The following is a 13,845-nucleotide window of genomic DNA, read 5'->3' as shown; positions in this document are numbered from 1 at the left end:
TGATAATTCGTCCGGGATTCGCGTTATGACCCATCAGGCCCTCGATCTCACCAGTGAACTGCTGCGCGGCATGCGCCTTTCCGGCGTCAACTACCGGCGCATTGAATCCGGCCGGCCGTTCGGAGTGGCGTTCAGCTATGTGCCAGGCAAGGCGCAGTTCCACTTCATCAGCCGCGGCCCGGTTCTGCTGCGCATGGCCAGCGGGCAGCAGACTGGCTCTGGAGAGCGGCGACGCGCTGTTTATTCCCAACGGCGATGGCCACGTGCTGATGTCCGACGCCGGGGCGCAGATCGTCAACGTCCAGCAACTGCCCACCGAGCCGGTGTGCAGTACGGTGTGCTGCATCAAAAACGAGGGTCCGCAGCCGGAGCAGGACAACGCCATTATTTTCAGCGGCTGTATGGATTTTGAGCTCGGCGGCATGCAGCCGCTGGTCAAGGCGATGCCGGAGGTAATGATGGTCAGCAGCCTGCTGAATACCCGGCCGGAGATCCAGCCTCTGCTGGCGGCGATGGAGCGAGAAACCCTCACCCGCCAGGCGGGCTATGCGGGGATCCTGGCGCGGCTGGCGGACGTGGTGGCGGCGCTGATCGTTCGTGGCTGGGTGGAGTGCGGCTGCGGCAACGCCACCGGCTGGGTGCAGGTGCTGCGCGACCCGAAGCTGGCGCGGGCTATCTACGTGATGCATCAGCAGCCCGGGGTTAACTGGAAGGTTGAGGATTTGGCCCGCGAGGCCGGCACCTCGCGTTCGGTATTTGCCGAACGCTTTCTGGCGGCGACCGGCACGACGCCCGCGCGCTACCTGACCGAGCTGCGCATGCGCCTGGCCATTCAGTACATTTCCCATGAAGGTCAGGCGCTGGAAAAGGTGGCTTTCAAGCTGGGCTACAGCTCCCATGCCGCATTTAGCCGCGCGTTTAAGCGTATTACCGGCAAGGCACCCGGCGCCCTGCGCGCTATTTCACCCGGGGAAGAGATATAGGCAGAATATCCGCCCCCGTTTTTTGGCAGCGCGGCTGAATTATATTTGCTCAATTCGCCGGTTAATATCACTATGGGGCATGCGCTATTGCGTCCCGGCTAAGCAGGATAATTAACAGGAAGTGAGCAGAAAAAACAGCCACCGCCGATCGCGGAAAACGGGAAGCCGCAGGCCGCGGCAGCGCCCGGTCCGCATCGTGCATCCGGCGGTGCTTTTTATTAAGCGTCCGGATTTTATCGGTAAGCTGGCGTGGGGCGTTTTCCTCTTCGGCCTGCTTATTTACAACCTCTATGATGAGGTCGGCTGGCCGCTTATTGCGCTCGGCTGGCTCTCTATTTTGTTCTTCCCCTTTGCGAAACGCGGGGCCGATGACACGCTTCTTCACCTGACGTCGGAGCGCACATTTAACACGATTAACGGCGGGGGAATGGGCCGATTTGGCGCGTTGTATCTCTTCGCATTAGTGCCGCTGACGTTGCCTTTAGCCGCCGGCTATTTTATTTATCACACCGTGAAGTGGCGGCAGATGCGCAGGCAGGCGCCTTAACCGCCGCTAGCGCTGTTCCTTTTTACTCTGCCAGTTTGCCCACGGGCCGTCTGCCGGAGCATCCTCGCGGCCGTCGGCAATATCTTGCAGGCTATCAATATAGAGTTCTTCCACTTCCTTGCGCGCCCAGGGCGTCCGGCGTAAAAACTTAAGGCTGGATTTGATGCTGGGGTCGCTCTTAAAGCAGTTAATATTGATGCGCTTTGCCAGCTCCGCCCAGCCATATTTCGCTAGCAGAGCGTTGAGTAATGCTTCAAGCGTTACGCCGTGCAGGGGATCTTTTGAAGACTGCATAATGTCCTGTCCTGAAATACCTGAGAAATTGCGCACACCATACTGACTCCTCTCGCCCGACGCAACTCGCCGCGCGGGCGTAGCGCATTATCGCCCTTATCTACTATTCGCAAAAGCACTGAACCCCCGACGGACATAAATTAGAAAAGAAGGTTATTGGTTGATTATTTTCGCTTAGGGCAAGCTGTGTTTGACCACCTGACTGAGGAAATAATTATGCGCTGTTGTTGTCCCCGAACCCTGAATCTGAATACACGAAAATATATGCACACCGCCTTCGGAGAACACAATGAACGCAACCACGCTGCCGATTCTCGATCTTGCCCGCTACGCGGACCCCGCTGAAAAGTCGGCTTTTCTCACCGACCTGCACCACGCCGCGCGCGACATCGGCTTCTTTTATCTGATCAATCACGGCGTGGATGACGAACTGCAGCGCAGCGTGCAGCAGCTTTCCCGCCGCTTCTTCGCGCTGGCCGATGAGCAAAAGCAGCCGGTCGCCATGATCCACTCCCCGCACTTTCGCGGCTATAACCGCGCCGCCTCGGAGCTTACCCGCGGACAGCCGGACTGGCGCGAGCAGTTCGATATTGGCGCCGAGCGCCCCGCTCTGACGCTGAGTGACGATGCGCCGCGCTGGCAGCGTCTGCAGGGGCCCAACCTGTGGCCGGAAGCATTACCTGACCTGAAACCGACGCTGCTGAGCTGGCAAAGTGCGATGACGCAGGTCGGTATCACCGTGTTGCGCGCGTTTGCCGAAGCCCTGAATTTGCCTAATGACGCCTTTGATACCCTGTACGGTAATCAGCCCAATGAGCATATCAAACTGATCCGCTACCCCGGCCAGCAGCAGACGCAAAGCAGCCAGGGAGTGGGCGCCCACAAGGATTCGGGGTTCCTCAGCTTCTTACTCCAGGATGAGCAAAAAGGGCTGCAGGTTGAAGTGGCGCCCGACCGCTGGATCGACGCGACCCCGCTGGCCGGCAGCTTCGTGGTCAATATTGGCGAACTTCTTGAGCTGGCGACCAATGGCTATCTGCGCGCAACGGTGCACCGCGTCGTTTCGCCGCCGGCGGACCAGCAGCGCCTCTCTATCGCCTTCTTTCTCGGCGCGCAGCTGGATGCCGTGGTTCCGGTCTACACCCTACCGCCTGAACTGGCGCAGGAGGCCCTCGGGCCGGACAGCGATCCGCAGAATCCGCTGCTGCGGGAAGTGGGCTGGAACTACCTGAAGGGGCGCCTGCGCTCGCATCCGGACGTTGCCGAACGCTACTACCAGGATGTGTTTCGCGAACGCGCCGAACAACTGATCGTTTAACCATAACAATAAAGGAAAACACCATGAAAAATGCCGCTTTTAAACTGGCAGGGGTAGCACTGTCTCTTTCTCTGGCATGGACCTCGGCGCAGGCCGCCGCGCTGCGCGTCGCCGCTGACCCGGTGCCGCACGCGGAGATATTGAATTACATCAAGAAAATCGATCCGAGCCTCGATCTGAAGGTCGTGGAGCTGACCAGCGGCGTGAACGCCAACGAACTGCTGGCCAACGGCGACGTGGATGCCAACTATTTCCAGCACGTTCCCTACCTGAAGGATCAGGAAAAAGCGCTGGGTAAAACCTTTACCGTTGCGGCAACGGTGCATATTGAACCGCTGGGTATTTACTCGCACAAACATAAAGATTTCAAATCCCTGCCGGAAAACGCCACCGTCGCGGTGCCGAACAACACCACCAACCTGAGCCGGGCGCTGTTCCTGCTACAGAGCCAGGGGCTGATCAAGCTGGCGGCGAAATTTACCGACCCGGCCACCACTCTGGCAACGCCAAAGGATATTGTGGAGAATCCTAAACACCTCAAAATTCTTGAGATTGAATCACCGCAAATCCCCCGCTCCCTCGACGACGTCGACCTGGCGGTGATTAACGGTAACTATGCGCTGGAGGCGGGCCTGACGCCGGCAAAAGATGCGCTGGGCCTCGAAAGCGCGGAGCATAACCCCTACGCCAATATCCTCGTCACCAACCCCTCTTTGGCTAACGATCCGCGGATCAAGCAGCTGGCGAAGGATCTGACCTCGCCGCAGGTGGCGGAGTTTATCCGCAAACAGTATAACGGCTCGGTGATACCGGTCGCGCCGCAGTCATGATTGAGGTTCTGGGGCTGAGTAAAACTTATGCCGGAACGGGCCGACCGGCGCTAAACGATGTCTCGCTGCACGTTCCTAAGGGCGCCGTGTACGGCATCCTCGGGCGCAGCGGCGCGGGCAAAAGTACGCTGATACGCTGTCTGAATCTGCTGGAGCGGCCCACTGCGGGCCGCATTATTGTGAACGGACATGATATTACGCAGATGGACAAGTCGGCCCTGCGCGCCTATCGCCTGCGAACCGGGATGATCTTCCAGCATTTTAATCTGCTCCACGCGCGCAGCGTCGCCGACAACGTTGCGGTGCCGCTGGAAATCGCCGGGATGGCGAAGGCCGACCGCCGGGCCCGGGTGGAGGAACTGCTCGATTTGGTTGGGCTCAGCGACAAGGTCGAGGCCTTTCCATCCCAGCTTTCGGGGGGGCAAAAGCAGCGCGTAGGGATCGCCCGGGCGCTGGCCGCGAGGCCGGACGTGCTGCTGTGCGACGAAGCAACCAGCGCGCTGGACCCGGAAACCACCGCCTCGGTGCTGGCGCTGCTGGCGGATATCAATCAGCGACTGCATCTGACCATCGTGCTGATCACCCACGAACTGGAGGTGGTTAAAACCCTGTGCGATCACGCCGCACTGCTGGAAAAAGGCGAAATTGTTGAAAGCGGAAAAATTGCCGATCTGCTGGTGGCGCCGTGGTCAAAGCTGCGTCAGTCGCTGCTGCACGATCCGCAAACTGAGCGTGATTTTCTCGCCCGTCACGGCATTCACGGGAGGCCTCTATGCGGAGTAGCATGAGCTGGGAAGATCTCTGGCCGCTGCTGGTGGGCGGCACGCTGGATACCCTTTATATGGTCGGGCTGGCGGCATTTTTTACCGTTCTGCTCGGGCTACCGACCGGGATTATCCTGTTTATCTCGCGCAAAAACGGCCTGCTGCCGATGCCAAAGCTCAACGCGCTGCTGGGGGCGGCGATCAATTTCGGCCGTTCGCTGCCGTTTATTGTGCTGCTGATTGCGCTGATCCCGTTTACCCGACTGATTATCGGCACCACTCTGGGAAGCACCGCCGCGGTGGTTCCGGTAACTATCGGCGCCTTTCCCTTCTTCGCCCGGCTGACTGAAAACGCGCTGGACGAAGTGGACTACGGGCGGATTGAGGCGATTTTATCGATGGGCGGCAACATCTGGCACGTGATTTTTAAATCTCTGCTGCCGGAAGCGCTGCCGACCCTGCTGGCCGGCGTAACGCTGACGATCGTTATGCTGATTGGCTTCTCGTCGATGGCCGGAGTGATCGGCGGTGGCGGATTAGGCGACCTGGCGATCCGCTACGGCTACCAGCGCTTTAATAATGAGGTGATGGTGGGCACGGTGCTGATCCTGGTGGCGATGGTCCAGGGCGTGCAGATGACCGGAGACCGCCTGGTTCGCCGCCTGGCGCACCGTCGTTAGTTCGCGCCCTCAAGGGCGATGTCCCGCCGGCATCGCCCCTTTTCCTCACTCCTGGCGCAAGCCGCACTCGTGAATTAAGGTCTGCATCAGATCCGTCGCCGACAGCTCGCGGATCAGACCAACCCCCTGTCCCGCCCAGTGGGCGCCGTAACTCTCATCCCCCCGTGCTTTCGCCGCCGTCGCCAGCGCCTTACCGGCATCGTAGGCCAGCGGATAGGCCGGGATCGCCGAGGCGTCAACCTCTTGCGCCAGCGCGCGCCAGCCATTATGCAGACAGCGCGCCGGACGGCCGGAAATCGCCGCGGTCAGCTCGGTTTGCGGGTCAGGACCGTTTTTAATCGCCCGCCGATAGCCGCTATCCGCTGCCGACTCCGGGCACAGCAGGAATGCGGTCCCCAGCTGCGCGGCCTCGGCGCCGAGGCTCAGAGCGCTGCAAATTCCCGCGCCGTCCATAATGCCGCCGGCGGCGACAATCGGCAGCCCCACCGCGCGCTTCAGCTTCTGGAGCAGCGTAAAGGTGCTCAGCTGCTGGTCGTCGCCGCGGTGGTCAAAGATCCCGCGATGGCCGCCCGCTTCGTAGCCCTGCGCAATAACGATATCAACGCCCTGCGTCTCAATCTGCCGGGCTTCCTCGACGCTGGTTGCGCTGGCCATGGTGACGATGCCTCTTTCCTGCAGACGCAGAATGACGCTGCGTGGCGGAACGCCGAAATGGAAGCTAACCACCGGCGGCGCCAGCTCAAGCAGCAGCTCAAGCATCGGCTGGTGCCCGAGGAAAGTTTGATAAATCTCGGTCAGCGCCTGTGGCGGTTGGCTTCCCGCATGGGCGAACGCCGGGCGCAGTCGCTCAATCCACTGCGCTTCGACCTGCTCGTCTCTGCGCGCCGGAAGGTGGCAAAAAAGGTTCACGTTAAACGCCCGGGCGGTGAGCCGGCGCGTTTTCTCGATCAGCGCCCGCGCCTGAAAAACCGAAGAGGCGCCTAATCCCAGCGAGCCCAGGCCGCCGGCGTTGCTGACCGCCGCCGCCAGCTCAGGCGTCGACACGCCGGCCATCGGGGCCTGTATAATGGGGTAAACGATATCAAGCTGCTGCGTCAGGCGGTTCATCATCATTGATCCTGCGTAAATTTGTGATATTCAGTGCTTAACATCTCCTTTTGAGATGTTAAGATCAATATTATTTCCATATTTAGAAGAAAAACATGAACCACAGCACGCTGGAAATTTTTAACATCGTGGCGCAGGAGCAAAGCGTCACCCGGGCGGCCAAAAGGCTGGGCCGCGCGCAATCGAACATCACTACCCGCATCCAGCAGCTTGAGGAAGAGCTCGGCGTTGAGCTGTTCGTTCGTGGTAATAAAAAGATGCTGCTCTCCGCCGCCGGGGAGCGTTTTCTTGACTACACGCTGCGGATCCTGAGCCTGGCCGAAGAGGCGAAGCAGGCGCTGCATCCGACGCAGCCCGCCGGGAGCCTGCGGATGGGGGCGATGGAGGCCGCCGCCGCCAGCCGCCTGGCTTCGGTTCTACCGCGCTTTCATCAGCAGTGCCCGGCGGTCGCCCTCACCTTACAAACCATGCCTACCCAGCAGCTGGTCGAACGCGTGCTTAACGCCGCGCTCGACTGCGCGCTGGTGAGCCTGCCGCCGGATGCCAGCGGCGAGCCGGAGTGTCCGGCGGCGCTGGAGTACCTGCCGATCTTCGCCGAGGAGCTGATATTGATAAGCCCTGCCGGGCGGGAAGAGTTCAGGCTGGCGGCGTTTGCGCAGGGCTGCAGCTATCGCAGGCGAGCGGAGTCATTTTTGTCCACTATGAAAAACGTTGAAATCCAGGATATCGGTTCGTATCACGCCGTCATGGCCTGTATTGCCTCCGGCGGATACGCCGGGATCGTCCCGCAGAGCGTGCTGGCGCTAATGACGTTACCGGAAGGCTGCGATGCGCAGCCGGTCGGCACGGCGATAACCCAGCTTGTCTGGCGCAAAGGCTACGTTTCGCCAGCGCTGGATGCCATGCGCCAGCTGCTGCTGCTGGCGGCCGATATTTAGCTGCTCGGCGTTTGCCCGGCGGGTTTGCCGAGCATCACCAGTACGGCGGCGACAAACAGCGCGCCTCCCGCGGCGCCGAGGGCGGCATTAAAGGAGCCGGTCAGACCGTACAGGACGCCGGCCGCCAGCGGGCCGATAATCTGCCCGATTCCGTAAGTAGCGGTCATGGCGGCGATCATGTTGAATGTCACCAGATGATTCAGCCGCCTCCCTTCAGGCAGCGCAAGGGTGACGGTGCCCATAAAGGTGAAGCCAACCAGCAGCGCGCTCAGCATGCAAAACGCTAAGGAGTGGCTCCAGGCGGGCAGGATCACGCCAATTGCCTGCACGATCAGATTGAGGGTAAACGCCCGTCGGTAGCCGAGCCTGAGCGCCAGCTTGTGCCAGACAAAGCAGGACGGTACCGCCGCCAGGCCAAACAGCGCCCAGAGCTGCACCGGGTCGATGTCGGTAAGCGAGCCGGAGAGAAACAGCGGCAGATAGGTCGCGGTGATGATATAGCCGAATCCGGCTAAGCCATAGATAAGCAACAGTTTCCATGCATCCCCGCGCCGCCCCTCTGCGCCTGCTGCGTGCGCCGCTACCGTCGGCTGCCAGGCAATAAGATAGTCAGGCGGACTGAGCAGCAGACGCAGAACCAGCAAGAACAGGAGCGCGGCGCTGGCGGCGCAGATGAGCCAGATCTGCTGGCTGGTCAACGCGTGGCTTTTGGCGAGCGAAATAAACTCCGCCGAGAGAAAAATTCCCATCCCGACCCCTGAATAGAGGACCGGCGCGCCGTTATGATGCTTCATATGCTGCAGCAGCCAAAGCGAGGCGGCGATCAGCGTCACCGCGCTCAGCACGCCAGCGATGCCCCTTAGCGCAATAATTGCCGGCGGCGAGCGTAGCCACGCTATCGCCGCCAGGCATAACAGGGTTAAGAGTACCGAGGCGAGGTTTAACCATTTGGCATCACCCGGCCTGGCCTTCGCCAGCATCAGCGCCCCCAGCAGATAGCCCGCGTAGTTCGCCGACGCCGCGAGATTGCCTTCGCGCAGGGTTAAAATGTGCTCATCCAGCATCAGCGGCAGGATCCCGGTGAAGGCAAAGCGCCCGTACCCCATCCCAACGATCAGTACTACCGAGCCGGCCAGCGCCAGCAGGAAGGCCTTAAGTTCGGGCCTGTATTCAGTCACGTTGCGTACTCCCCCAACAATTAATCTCAAAAAGAGAACTATTATTAATTTAAATTCTCAATTTAGTATGATTGTAAATTAACGGACAGGCAAGCGGCTTTGGGCCAGCGCCGGGTATGGTCACATGAGCAAACTAGAAGGAAATTCAGGGGAACGCTTCGTCGGTCAACGAAATATGCCAGCCGATCGCGCCGGCCGGCGGCCCTTCTGCGCGGGTAACGATCCGCGCTTTTCCGCGCAGATCGTCGTTTGCAACGGCCGACTCAGCGGCTGCTGAGCGCCAGCCTGGCGGCGAAGAGCACAAACACGCCGCCCGTCGCGCGATCCATCCACTGGATAAATCCCGGAGTCTTCAGCAGGCCCGAGGCATAGCGGGAAGCGATAATCAGGGTTAAGGACCACAGGGTGCCCAGCAGCACGTGGATGCCAACCAGCAGGAAGGTCCAGAGCAGCGGAGAGTGGCCGGAAGGGATAAATTGCGGCAGGAAGGAGACGTAAAAGACGCCCATTTTGGGATTAAGCACGTTGCCTAACATCCCCCTCAGGAACCAGTTCCCGGCAGCGGGCGCCGCCTTTCCGGCATCGAAGGCGCGACGAGGCCGGAGGATCAGCTGCAGGCCCAGCCAGCACAGCCAGGCGGCGCCGCACCATTTTAACAGGCCGTAGGCCAACTCCGAGGCCGCCAGCAGCGCGCCGAGGCCCAGAGCGACCAGCGCCCCCCAGATCAGGCATCCCACGTCAATACCCAGCGCGGCCTGAAAGGCTTTTTTACCGCCTTCCGCGGCGGAGGTTCGTAGAATCAGGGCGGTATCGAGACCCGGCGTTAACGTCAGGAGCAGCGCAGCAAATGAAAAGGCAAGAAGGGAATCTGTGACGGACATTTTCGATCTCCGAAAGAGCGGATTCTAGAGAAAATTAGCGGCTGCGGCAACGGCATATACGTCAACTTACGGCACTTTAAGTGAAACGTGCGAAAATCACATCCCGTGCTCGTGCTGGTCGCAGGGTCTGCGCTATGCTAACGCCACTTTTGTTTTAACTACCTGACGTTATGACCTCTTTTGCCACCCAGACTCAGACTCAATCTGCGCATCATTTCGATCGTGGTTTTCACCTGCATTTGCTATCTGTCGATCGGCCTGCCGCTCGCCGTTTTGCCCGGCTACATCCACTATCAGCTGGGCTATAGCACCTTTGTTGCCGGCGTGGTGATCAGTCTGCAGTACATTGCCACCCTGCTCAGCCGGCCGCACGCCGGGCGCTACGCCGATATCTGGGGGCCGAAAAAGGTCGTCAGCCTCGGTATCGTTTGCTGCCTGCTGAGCGGAGCCTTGACGCTGGCGGCGGTGCTGCTGCAATCCGCGCCGCTGCTGGCGGTGGCCGCTCTGCTGGTTGGCCGAATTTTCCTTGGCATCGGCGAGAGCTTTACCGCCACCGGGGCGACGCTGTGGGGCATTAAAACCGTCGGCGCGATCCATACCTCGCGGGTGATCTCCTGGAACGGCGTCGCGACCTACGTGGCGATGGCGGTCGGCGCTCCGCTGGGGGTTCTGCTCAACGGCTATTTTGGCATTGGCGGTTTTGCCGCCGTGGTGGTTCTGGTGGCCTTTATCGGCCTGCTCTTTGCCCGCACGCGTAAAGACGTCAGCGTCAGCGGCGGCGTTCGCGCCCCCTTCCACGTGGTGGTGCGTAAAATCTGGCCCTTCGGGCTGGGGCTGGCGCTGGGGACCGTGGGCTTCGGGGCGATCGCAACCTTCATCACCCTCTACTTTTCCGCCCATGACTGGCAGGGCGCGGCGTTTACGCTGTCGCTGTTCAGCGTCGGTTTTATCTGCATTCGTCTGGTGCTGGGCAATACCATCACCCGCTACGGCGGCGTTCCGGTCTCGCTGGCGTGCTTTGTTATCGAATGCATCGGCCTGCTGATTATCTGGCAGGCCTCTTCTGCGTGGGTTGCCGGGATCGGCGCGTTTCTGACCGGCTCCGGTTTCTCGCTGGTCTTCCCGGCGCTGGGCGTCGAGGCGGTGAAGCAGGTTGAGGAGCAAAATCAGGGCACCGCGCTGGGCACCTACACCGCATTCCTCGATCTGGCTCTCGGGCTGACCGGCCCCCTGGCTGGCTGGGTTGCCGGCTATTACAGTCTGGGAACTATTTATCTGCTGGCGGCAGCGGCGGTGGTCATGGCGTTTATCTTGATATTACGCGTATATCTGCAACAACGCGCCGGTTTGCGGCGGGCATAAGGAATTGTGTTCGGCGCGCCGCCCCTGCCGAAAAAGGTAAAAAAGTAATCAAGAATTGACTGTTATTCGGCATCCGTGACACCATCCGCTCAACGCCCGGCAAAGGGCGTACTGGCGATACGGGTGATATATCAGAGATCGAATAATAACGATCCGTGCCCGTTATCATGCCCAATCCGAATCACTGACCTCGACGGTGAATTCCTGAGTCTGGCGGGAAATACATACATGCATCAAAGTTTTAATCAGCGGGTTCATTTCTATTACTGCATATTAATCGCGCTGAAAATACACGGAAAATCGAAGAAATCGGGCGGAGTCAGAGGAAAAAATAACTTCCTGCTGAAATGGCTGCGCAACGCGCAGGACAATAATATTTTCCATCCGGATATCACCAGCGAAATTGAGTGGCTGCGAGGGAAAATCATCCAGGCCGGATACGATACCGATCTTGAGCCGATGCTGGATTTTGTCTATGCCACCGCCAGCCGCGCGGAGTCGTTAAAGGACGCCGATTAAGATGCTGCTGCGGCGCAACGTATTCTCCCTGCTTCAGGCAGCGTGACGCCGTAACGTAAACAAGAAAAATGGGTAAAGTCATTTTACCCGCGGTCAATGCCATCTATGCTGATCAACGAGTTTATCTAACCCGGAGTCACCGATGGCAGACTGGAACCCCTCGCTTTATCTACAGTTCGGCGCCGAACGTACGCGCCCCGCCGCCGAACTGCTCGCCCGTATCGCTCACCATCCCGTTACCCTCGCCGTTGACCTTGGCTGTGGGCCGGGAAACAGCACCGCGCTGCTGCACCATGCCTGGCCCGCGGCGACGGTGGTCGGCGTGGATAATTCGCCGGCGATGCTGGAAGAAGCGTCCCGGGCGCTGCCCGCGTGCAGCTTCGTCGCCGCCGATATTCGCGAGTATCGACCCGAGCGTCCGGCGGATGTAATCTACGCCAACGCCTCGCTACAGTGGCTTACCGACCACCAGACGCTGTTCCCGCAGCTCGTCGAACGACTGGCGGATAACGGTGTTCTGGCGGTGCAGATGCCGGATAACTGGCAGGAGCCTTCTCATACTCTGATGCGCCAGGTCGCTCAGGAGCTTGGGCATGCGGAGAGCGGACGCCACCCGCTTCCCAGCGCCCGCCAGTATTATGACATCCTGGCGAACAGCGGCTGCGAGGTCGATATCTGGCGCACCACCTATTACCATCAGCTCGATTCCCATCAGGCCATTATTGACTGGCTGCAGTCGACGGGGCTGCGTCCGTACCTGCGGAACCTCGACGATAGCCAGCGCGACGCGTTTCTCAGCCGCTATCTGACGCTTCTGCAGGAGCACTATCCGTTACAGTGTAACGGTAAGGTGCTGTTGCTGTTCCCGCGTCTGTTTATCGTCGCCCGTCGTCGGACCGCTGGCTGATAGCGCCTGCCGGGCGCGCAGGATATCACCCGGTTTTATCGCTAACCGTCCTGTTTTTCAGGATTGATTATCAAAAATGTTGCGATATTCAGAAGCATTGCCCTGTGCCACTCTCCCTTCATCCTCTTATGGCAACCGGAGATATGCACGATGGCATCACCTAACCGCAACAACCTGGCCGGGATCGCGCCAAAGCTCGCCCGGCTCACCGAAGACGTGCTTTTCGGCGATATCTGGGCCCGCAGCGAGTCGTCGCCGCGGGACAGAAGCCTGATTACCCTCGCCGCCCTGACGGCGCTGGGCAGAGAACGACAGCTGCCGTGGCATATTGATTTTGCCGCCAGCAACGGTCTGACCCGCGCGGAAATCATCGAGGTTTTCACCCATCTGGCCTTTTATGCCGGCTGGCCCGCGGCCGTCACCGCGCTCTCCTGCATACCGCCGGAGGAACCAGCATGCCCTTGACCCGGATAACCCTGCGCGCCGGCTATGACGATGAATGGATTGCGCGGCTGTCCGCGCTATTCCAGCAAACTCTGGTGGACGAGTTTGCGGTTCCCCCGGCGGATAAATTTCAGTTTATCGACGTTCTGCCCGCCGCCCGCTGCATCGTCGATCCGCACTATCTCAGCGGCGGGCGCAGCGAGGACTATCTGCTGTTTCATATTTTTGCCGGCAAACCGCGCAGCGCGCAGCAGAAAAAGCGCTTCTATCGACGACTGTGCGATCGGCTGCAGGCGGAGCTCGGCGTTGCTCCTGACGACGTGATGGTGGTCATTCAGTTTAACCATGCCGAGGACTGGAGCTTTAGCCGCGGTGAGATGCTAACGGGATAGGTTGAGGGCTAATTAACGGCGCCGCAGCGGGCGCCGTACTGCCGGATTTACCAGGGGAGATGGTGCACCAGGGAGAGATCCCAGGCGGTAGCCAGCAGCGAAAGAAAGATGATCAAATTAACGGTCGTCTCGATGCGTTTTTCCATTTTGGATTCTCCTGAGTCGTTTTCCGCTATTAGACAGGGAAAATCTTAATAACTTCTTATCGCTGACGGCTTATAGCATCACGCGATAGCGGACATAATCATCCGCAGGGGTAAATTCATCATACAGCTTACGGGCGGGATTATCAGCGCGCGTATGCCAGTATAAGCGCGACCACCCTTTCGCTTTACCTTCCGAATGCAGGGCCTGCACCAGCGCTCTGGCGACTCCGCGCCCGCGCATCTGCGGATCGACGAACAGATCTTCCAGATAGCAAACGGGCGTTTTCACCCAGCTGCCTTCGTGCAGCACGCAAATAGCGAACCCGACCACCCGGCCATCGACGACCGCCGCCCGGCCAATAACCGGAGATGCGTCGTCCAGCAGGCGTTGCCAGGTGTACTCGGTTACGTCGTCAGGCTGCGGGCTGTCGTAAAAACGGGTATAGCCCTCCCACAGCCTGAAGCCACTGCGGTTTGTCCCGCGAACGTATCTCACGTATATCAACGATCATCATGCCCTCCCGCCTCATGCGAATAAGCCATTATTTTCCTGAA

Annotated in this window: 16 protein-coding genes and 2 pseudogenes; 13 read left to right on the top strand and 5 right to left on the bottom strand. The window is 59.7% G+C overall.

Annotated features, from left to right (window positions below):
• Nucleotides 1-25: 25 nt before the first annotated feature.
• Both ABOC21_RS11925 and ABOC21_RS11920 read left to right on the top strand, forming a co-directional pair.
• A pseudogene (locus tag ABOC21_RS11925) lies at nt 26-983 on the top strand (AraC family transcriptional regulator).
• A gap of 121 nt (nt 984-1,104) precedes the next feature.
• Nucleotides 1,105-1,530, top strand: a complete 426-nt coding sequence (locus ABOC21_RS11920; RefSeq protein WP_426814696.1) for a hypothetical protein — start codon at nt 1,105-1,107, stop codon at nt 1,528-1,530.
• 6 nt (nt 1,531-1,536) lie between these two features.
• Here the strand turns inward: ABOC21_RS11920 and ABOC21_RS11915 are convergent, their stop codons facing one another.
• Nucleotides 1,537-1,824, bottom strand: a complete 288-nt coding sequence (locus ABOC21_RS11915; protein ID WP_426814695.1) for a VF530 family DNA-binding protein — start codon at nt 1,822-1,824, stop codon at nt 1,537-1,539.
• 289 nt (nt 1,825-2,113) lie between these two features.
• Between ABOC21_RS11915 and ABOC21_RS11910 the strand changes: the two genes are divergently transcribed.
• Genes ABOC21_RS11910 through ABOC21_RS11895 form a run of 4 tightly spaced genes read left to right on the top strand, consistent with a single transcriptional unit; the run spans nt 2,114 to nt 5,416 of the window.
• Nucleotides 2,114-3,142 carry an isopenicillin N synthase family dioxygenase gene (locus tag ABOC21_RS11910; protein ID WP_426814694.1) on the top strand — a complete coding sequence of 343 codons (1,029 nt, stop codon included), beginning with the start codon at nt 2,114-2,116 and terminating at the stop codon, nt 3,140-3,142.
• A 23-nt stretch (nt 3,143-3,165) separates the two neighbouring features.
• A complete protein-coding gene (locus ABOC21_RS11905) occupies nt 3,166-3,972 on the top strand; it encodes a MetQ/NlpA family ABC transporter substrate-binding protein (RefSeq protein ID WP_426814693.1) in 807 nt (268 codons plus the stop codon).
• A complete protein-coding gene (locus ABOC21_RS11900) occupies nt 3,969-4,760 on the top strand; it encodes a methionine ABC transporter ATP-binding protein (protein ID WP_426814692.1) in 792 nt (263 codons plus the stop codon). The genes ABOC21_RS11905 and ABOC21_RS11900 overlap by 4 nt, the downstream gene beginning before the upstream one ends.
• Nucleotides 4,757-5,416: a methionine ABC transporter permease gene (locus tag ABOC21_RS11895; RefSeq protein ID WP_166646187.1), complete on the top strand. Its 660-nt coding sequence runs from the start codon at nt 4,757-4,759 to the stop codon at nt 5,414-5,416. The genes ABOC21_RS11900 and ABOC21_RS11895 overlap by 4 nt, the downstream gene beginning before the upstream one ends.
• Before the next feature lie 45 nt (nt 5,417-5,461).
• Here ABOC21_RS11895 and ABOC21_RS11890 read toward each other — a convergent pair whose 3' ends face one another.
• Nucleotides 5,462-6,526 (bottom strand): NAD(P)H-dependent flavin oxidoreductase, encoded by a 1,065-nt coding sequence (locus ABOC21_RS11890; protein WP_426815475.1) that lies wholly within the window; start codon nt 6,524-6,526, stop codon nt 5,462-5,464.
• A gap of 92 nt (nt 6,527-6,618) precedes the next feature.
• On the opposite strand from ABOC21_RS11890, the gene ABOC21_RS11885 reads away from it, so the two are divergent.
• On the top strand, nt 6,619-7,461 hold the full coding sequence (locus ABOC21_RS11885; protein ID WP_426814691.1) for a LysR family transcriptional regulator: 843 nt from the start codon (nt 6,619-6,621) through the stop codon (nt 7,459-7,461).
• Here ABOC21_RS11885 and ABOC21_RS11880 read toward each other — a convergent pair.
• A complete protein-coding gene (locus ABOC21_RS11880; protein WP_426815474.1) occupies nt 7,458-8,567 on the bottom strand; it encodes a YbfB/YjiJ family MFS transporter in 1,110 nt (369 codons plus the stop codon). The two genes, ABOC21_RS11885 and ABOC21_RS11880, sit on opposite strands and share 4 nt — an antisense overlap.
• A gap of 196 nt (nt 8,568-8,763) precedes the next feature.
• On the opposite strand from ABOC21_RS11880, the gene ABOC21_RS11875 reads away from it, so the two are divergent.
• Nucleotides 8,764-8,916, top strand: coding sequence for a hypothetical protein (locus ABOC21_RS11875; protein ID WP_426814690.1), 153 nt, complete (start codon nt 8,764-8,766; stop codon nt 8,914-8,916).
• Here the strand turns inward: ABOC21_RS11875 and ABOC21_RS11870 are convergent.
• Nucleotides 8,903-9,520 (bottom strand): LysE family translocator, encoded by a 618-nt coding sequence (locus ABOC21_RS11870; RefSeq protein ID WP_426814689.1) that lies wholly within the window; start codon nt 9,518-9,520, stop codon nt 8,903-8,905. The genes ABOC21_RS11875 and ABOC21_RS11870 overlap by 14 nt on opposite strands.
• Before the next feature lie 180 nt (nt 9,521-9,700).
• Between ABOC21_RS11870 and ABOC21_RS11865 the strand changes: the two genes are divergently transcribed.
• The 5 genes from ABOC21_RS11865 (at nt 9,701) to ABOC21_RS11845 (ending at nt 13,144) form a co-directional block, all read left to right on the top strand.
• The gene (locus tag ABOC21_RS11865; RefSeq protein ID WP_426814688.1) at nt 9,701-10,882 is read left to right on the top strand and encodes an MFS transporter; all 1,182 of its coding nucleotides are present in this window, start codon (nt 9,701-9,703) and stop codon (nt 10,880-10,882) included.
• 228 nt (nt 10,883-11,110) lie between these two features.
• On the top strand, nt 11,111-11,401 hold the full coding sequence (locus ABOC21_RS11860; RefSeq protein WP_426814687.1) for a hypothetical protein: 291 nt from the start codon (nt 11,111-11,113) through the stop codon (nt 11,399-11,401).
• A gap of 142 nt (nt 11,402-11,543) precedes the next feature.
• A complete protein-coding gene (gene tam, locus ABOC21_RS11855) occupies nt 11,544-12,308 on the top strand; it encodes a trans-aconitate 2-methyltransferase (RefSeq protein ID WP_426814686.1) in 765 nt (254 codons plus the stop codon).
• 150 nt (nt 12,309-12,458) lie between these two features.
• Nucleotides 12,459-12,773: a carboxymuconolactone decarboxylase family protein gene (locus ABOC21_RS11850; protein ID WP_426814685.1), complete on the top strand. Its 315-nt coding sequence runs from the start codon at nt 12,459-12,461 to the stop codon at nt 12,771-12,773.
• Nucleotides 12,764-13,144: a tautomerase family protein gene (locus ABOC21_RS11845; protein ID WP_426814684.1), complete on the top strand. Its 381-nt coding sequence runs from the start codon at nt 12,764-12,766 to the stop codon at nt 13,142-13,144. The genes ABOC21_RS11850 and ABOC21_RS11845 overlap by 10 nt, the downstream gene beginning before the upstream one ends.
• 216 nt (nt 13,145-13,360) lie before the next feature.
• On the opposite strand, the pseudogene ABOC21_RS11840 reads toward ABOC21_RS11845, so the two are convergent.
• Nucleotides 13,361-13,802, bottom strand: a pseudogene (locus tag ABOC21_RS11840) (N-acetyltransferase family protein).
• Between the last annotated feature and the right edge of the window lie 43 nt (nt 13,803-13,845).

Origin of the sequence: Klebsiella sp. WOUb02, from assembly GCF_050058015.1 — a bacterium.
Taxonomy (GTDB): Bacteria; Pseudomonadota; Gammaproteobacteria; order Enterobacterales; family Enterobacteriaceae; genus Klebsiella.
Note: the sequence above shows the minus strand (reverse complement) of the source record. Positions and strands in the feature narration are given on the sequence as shown.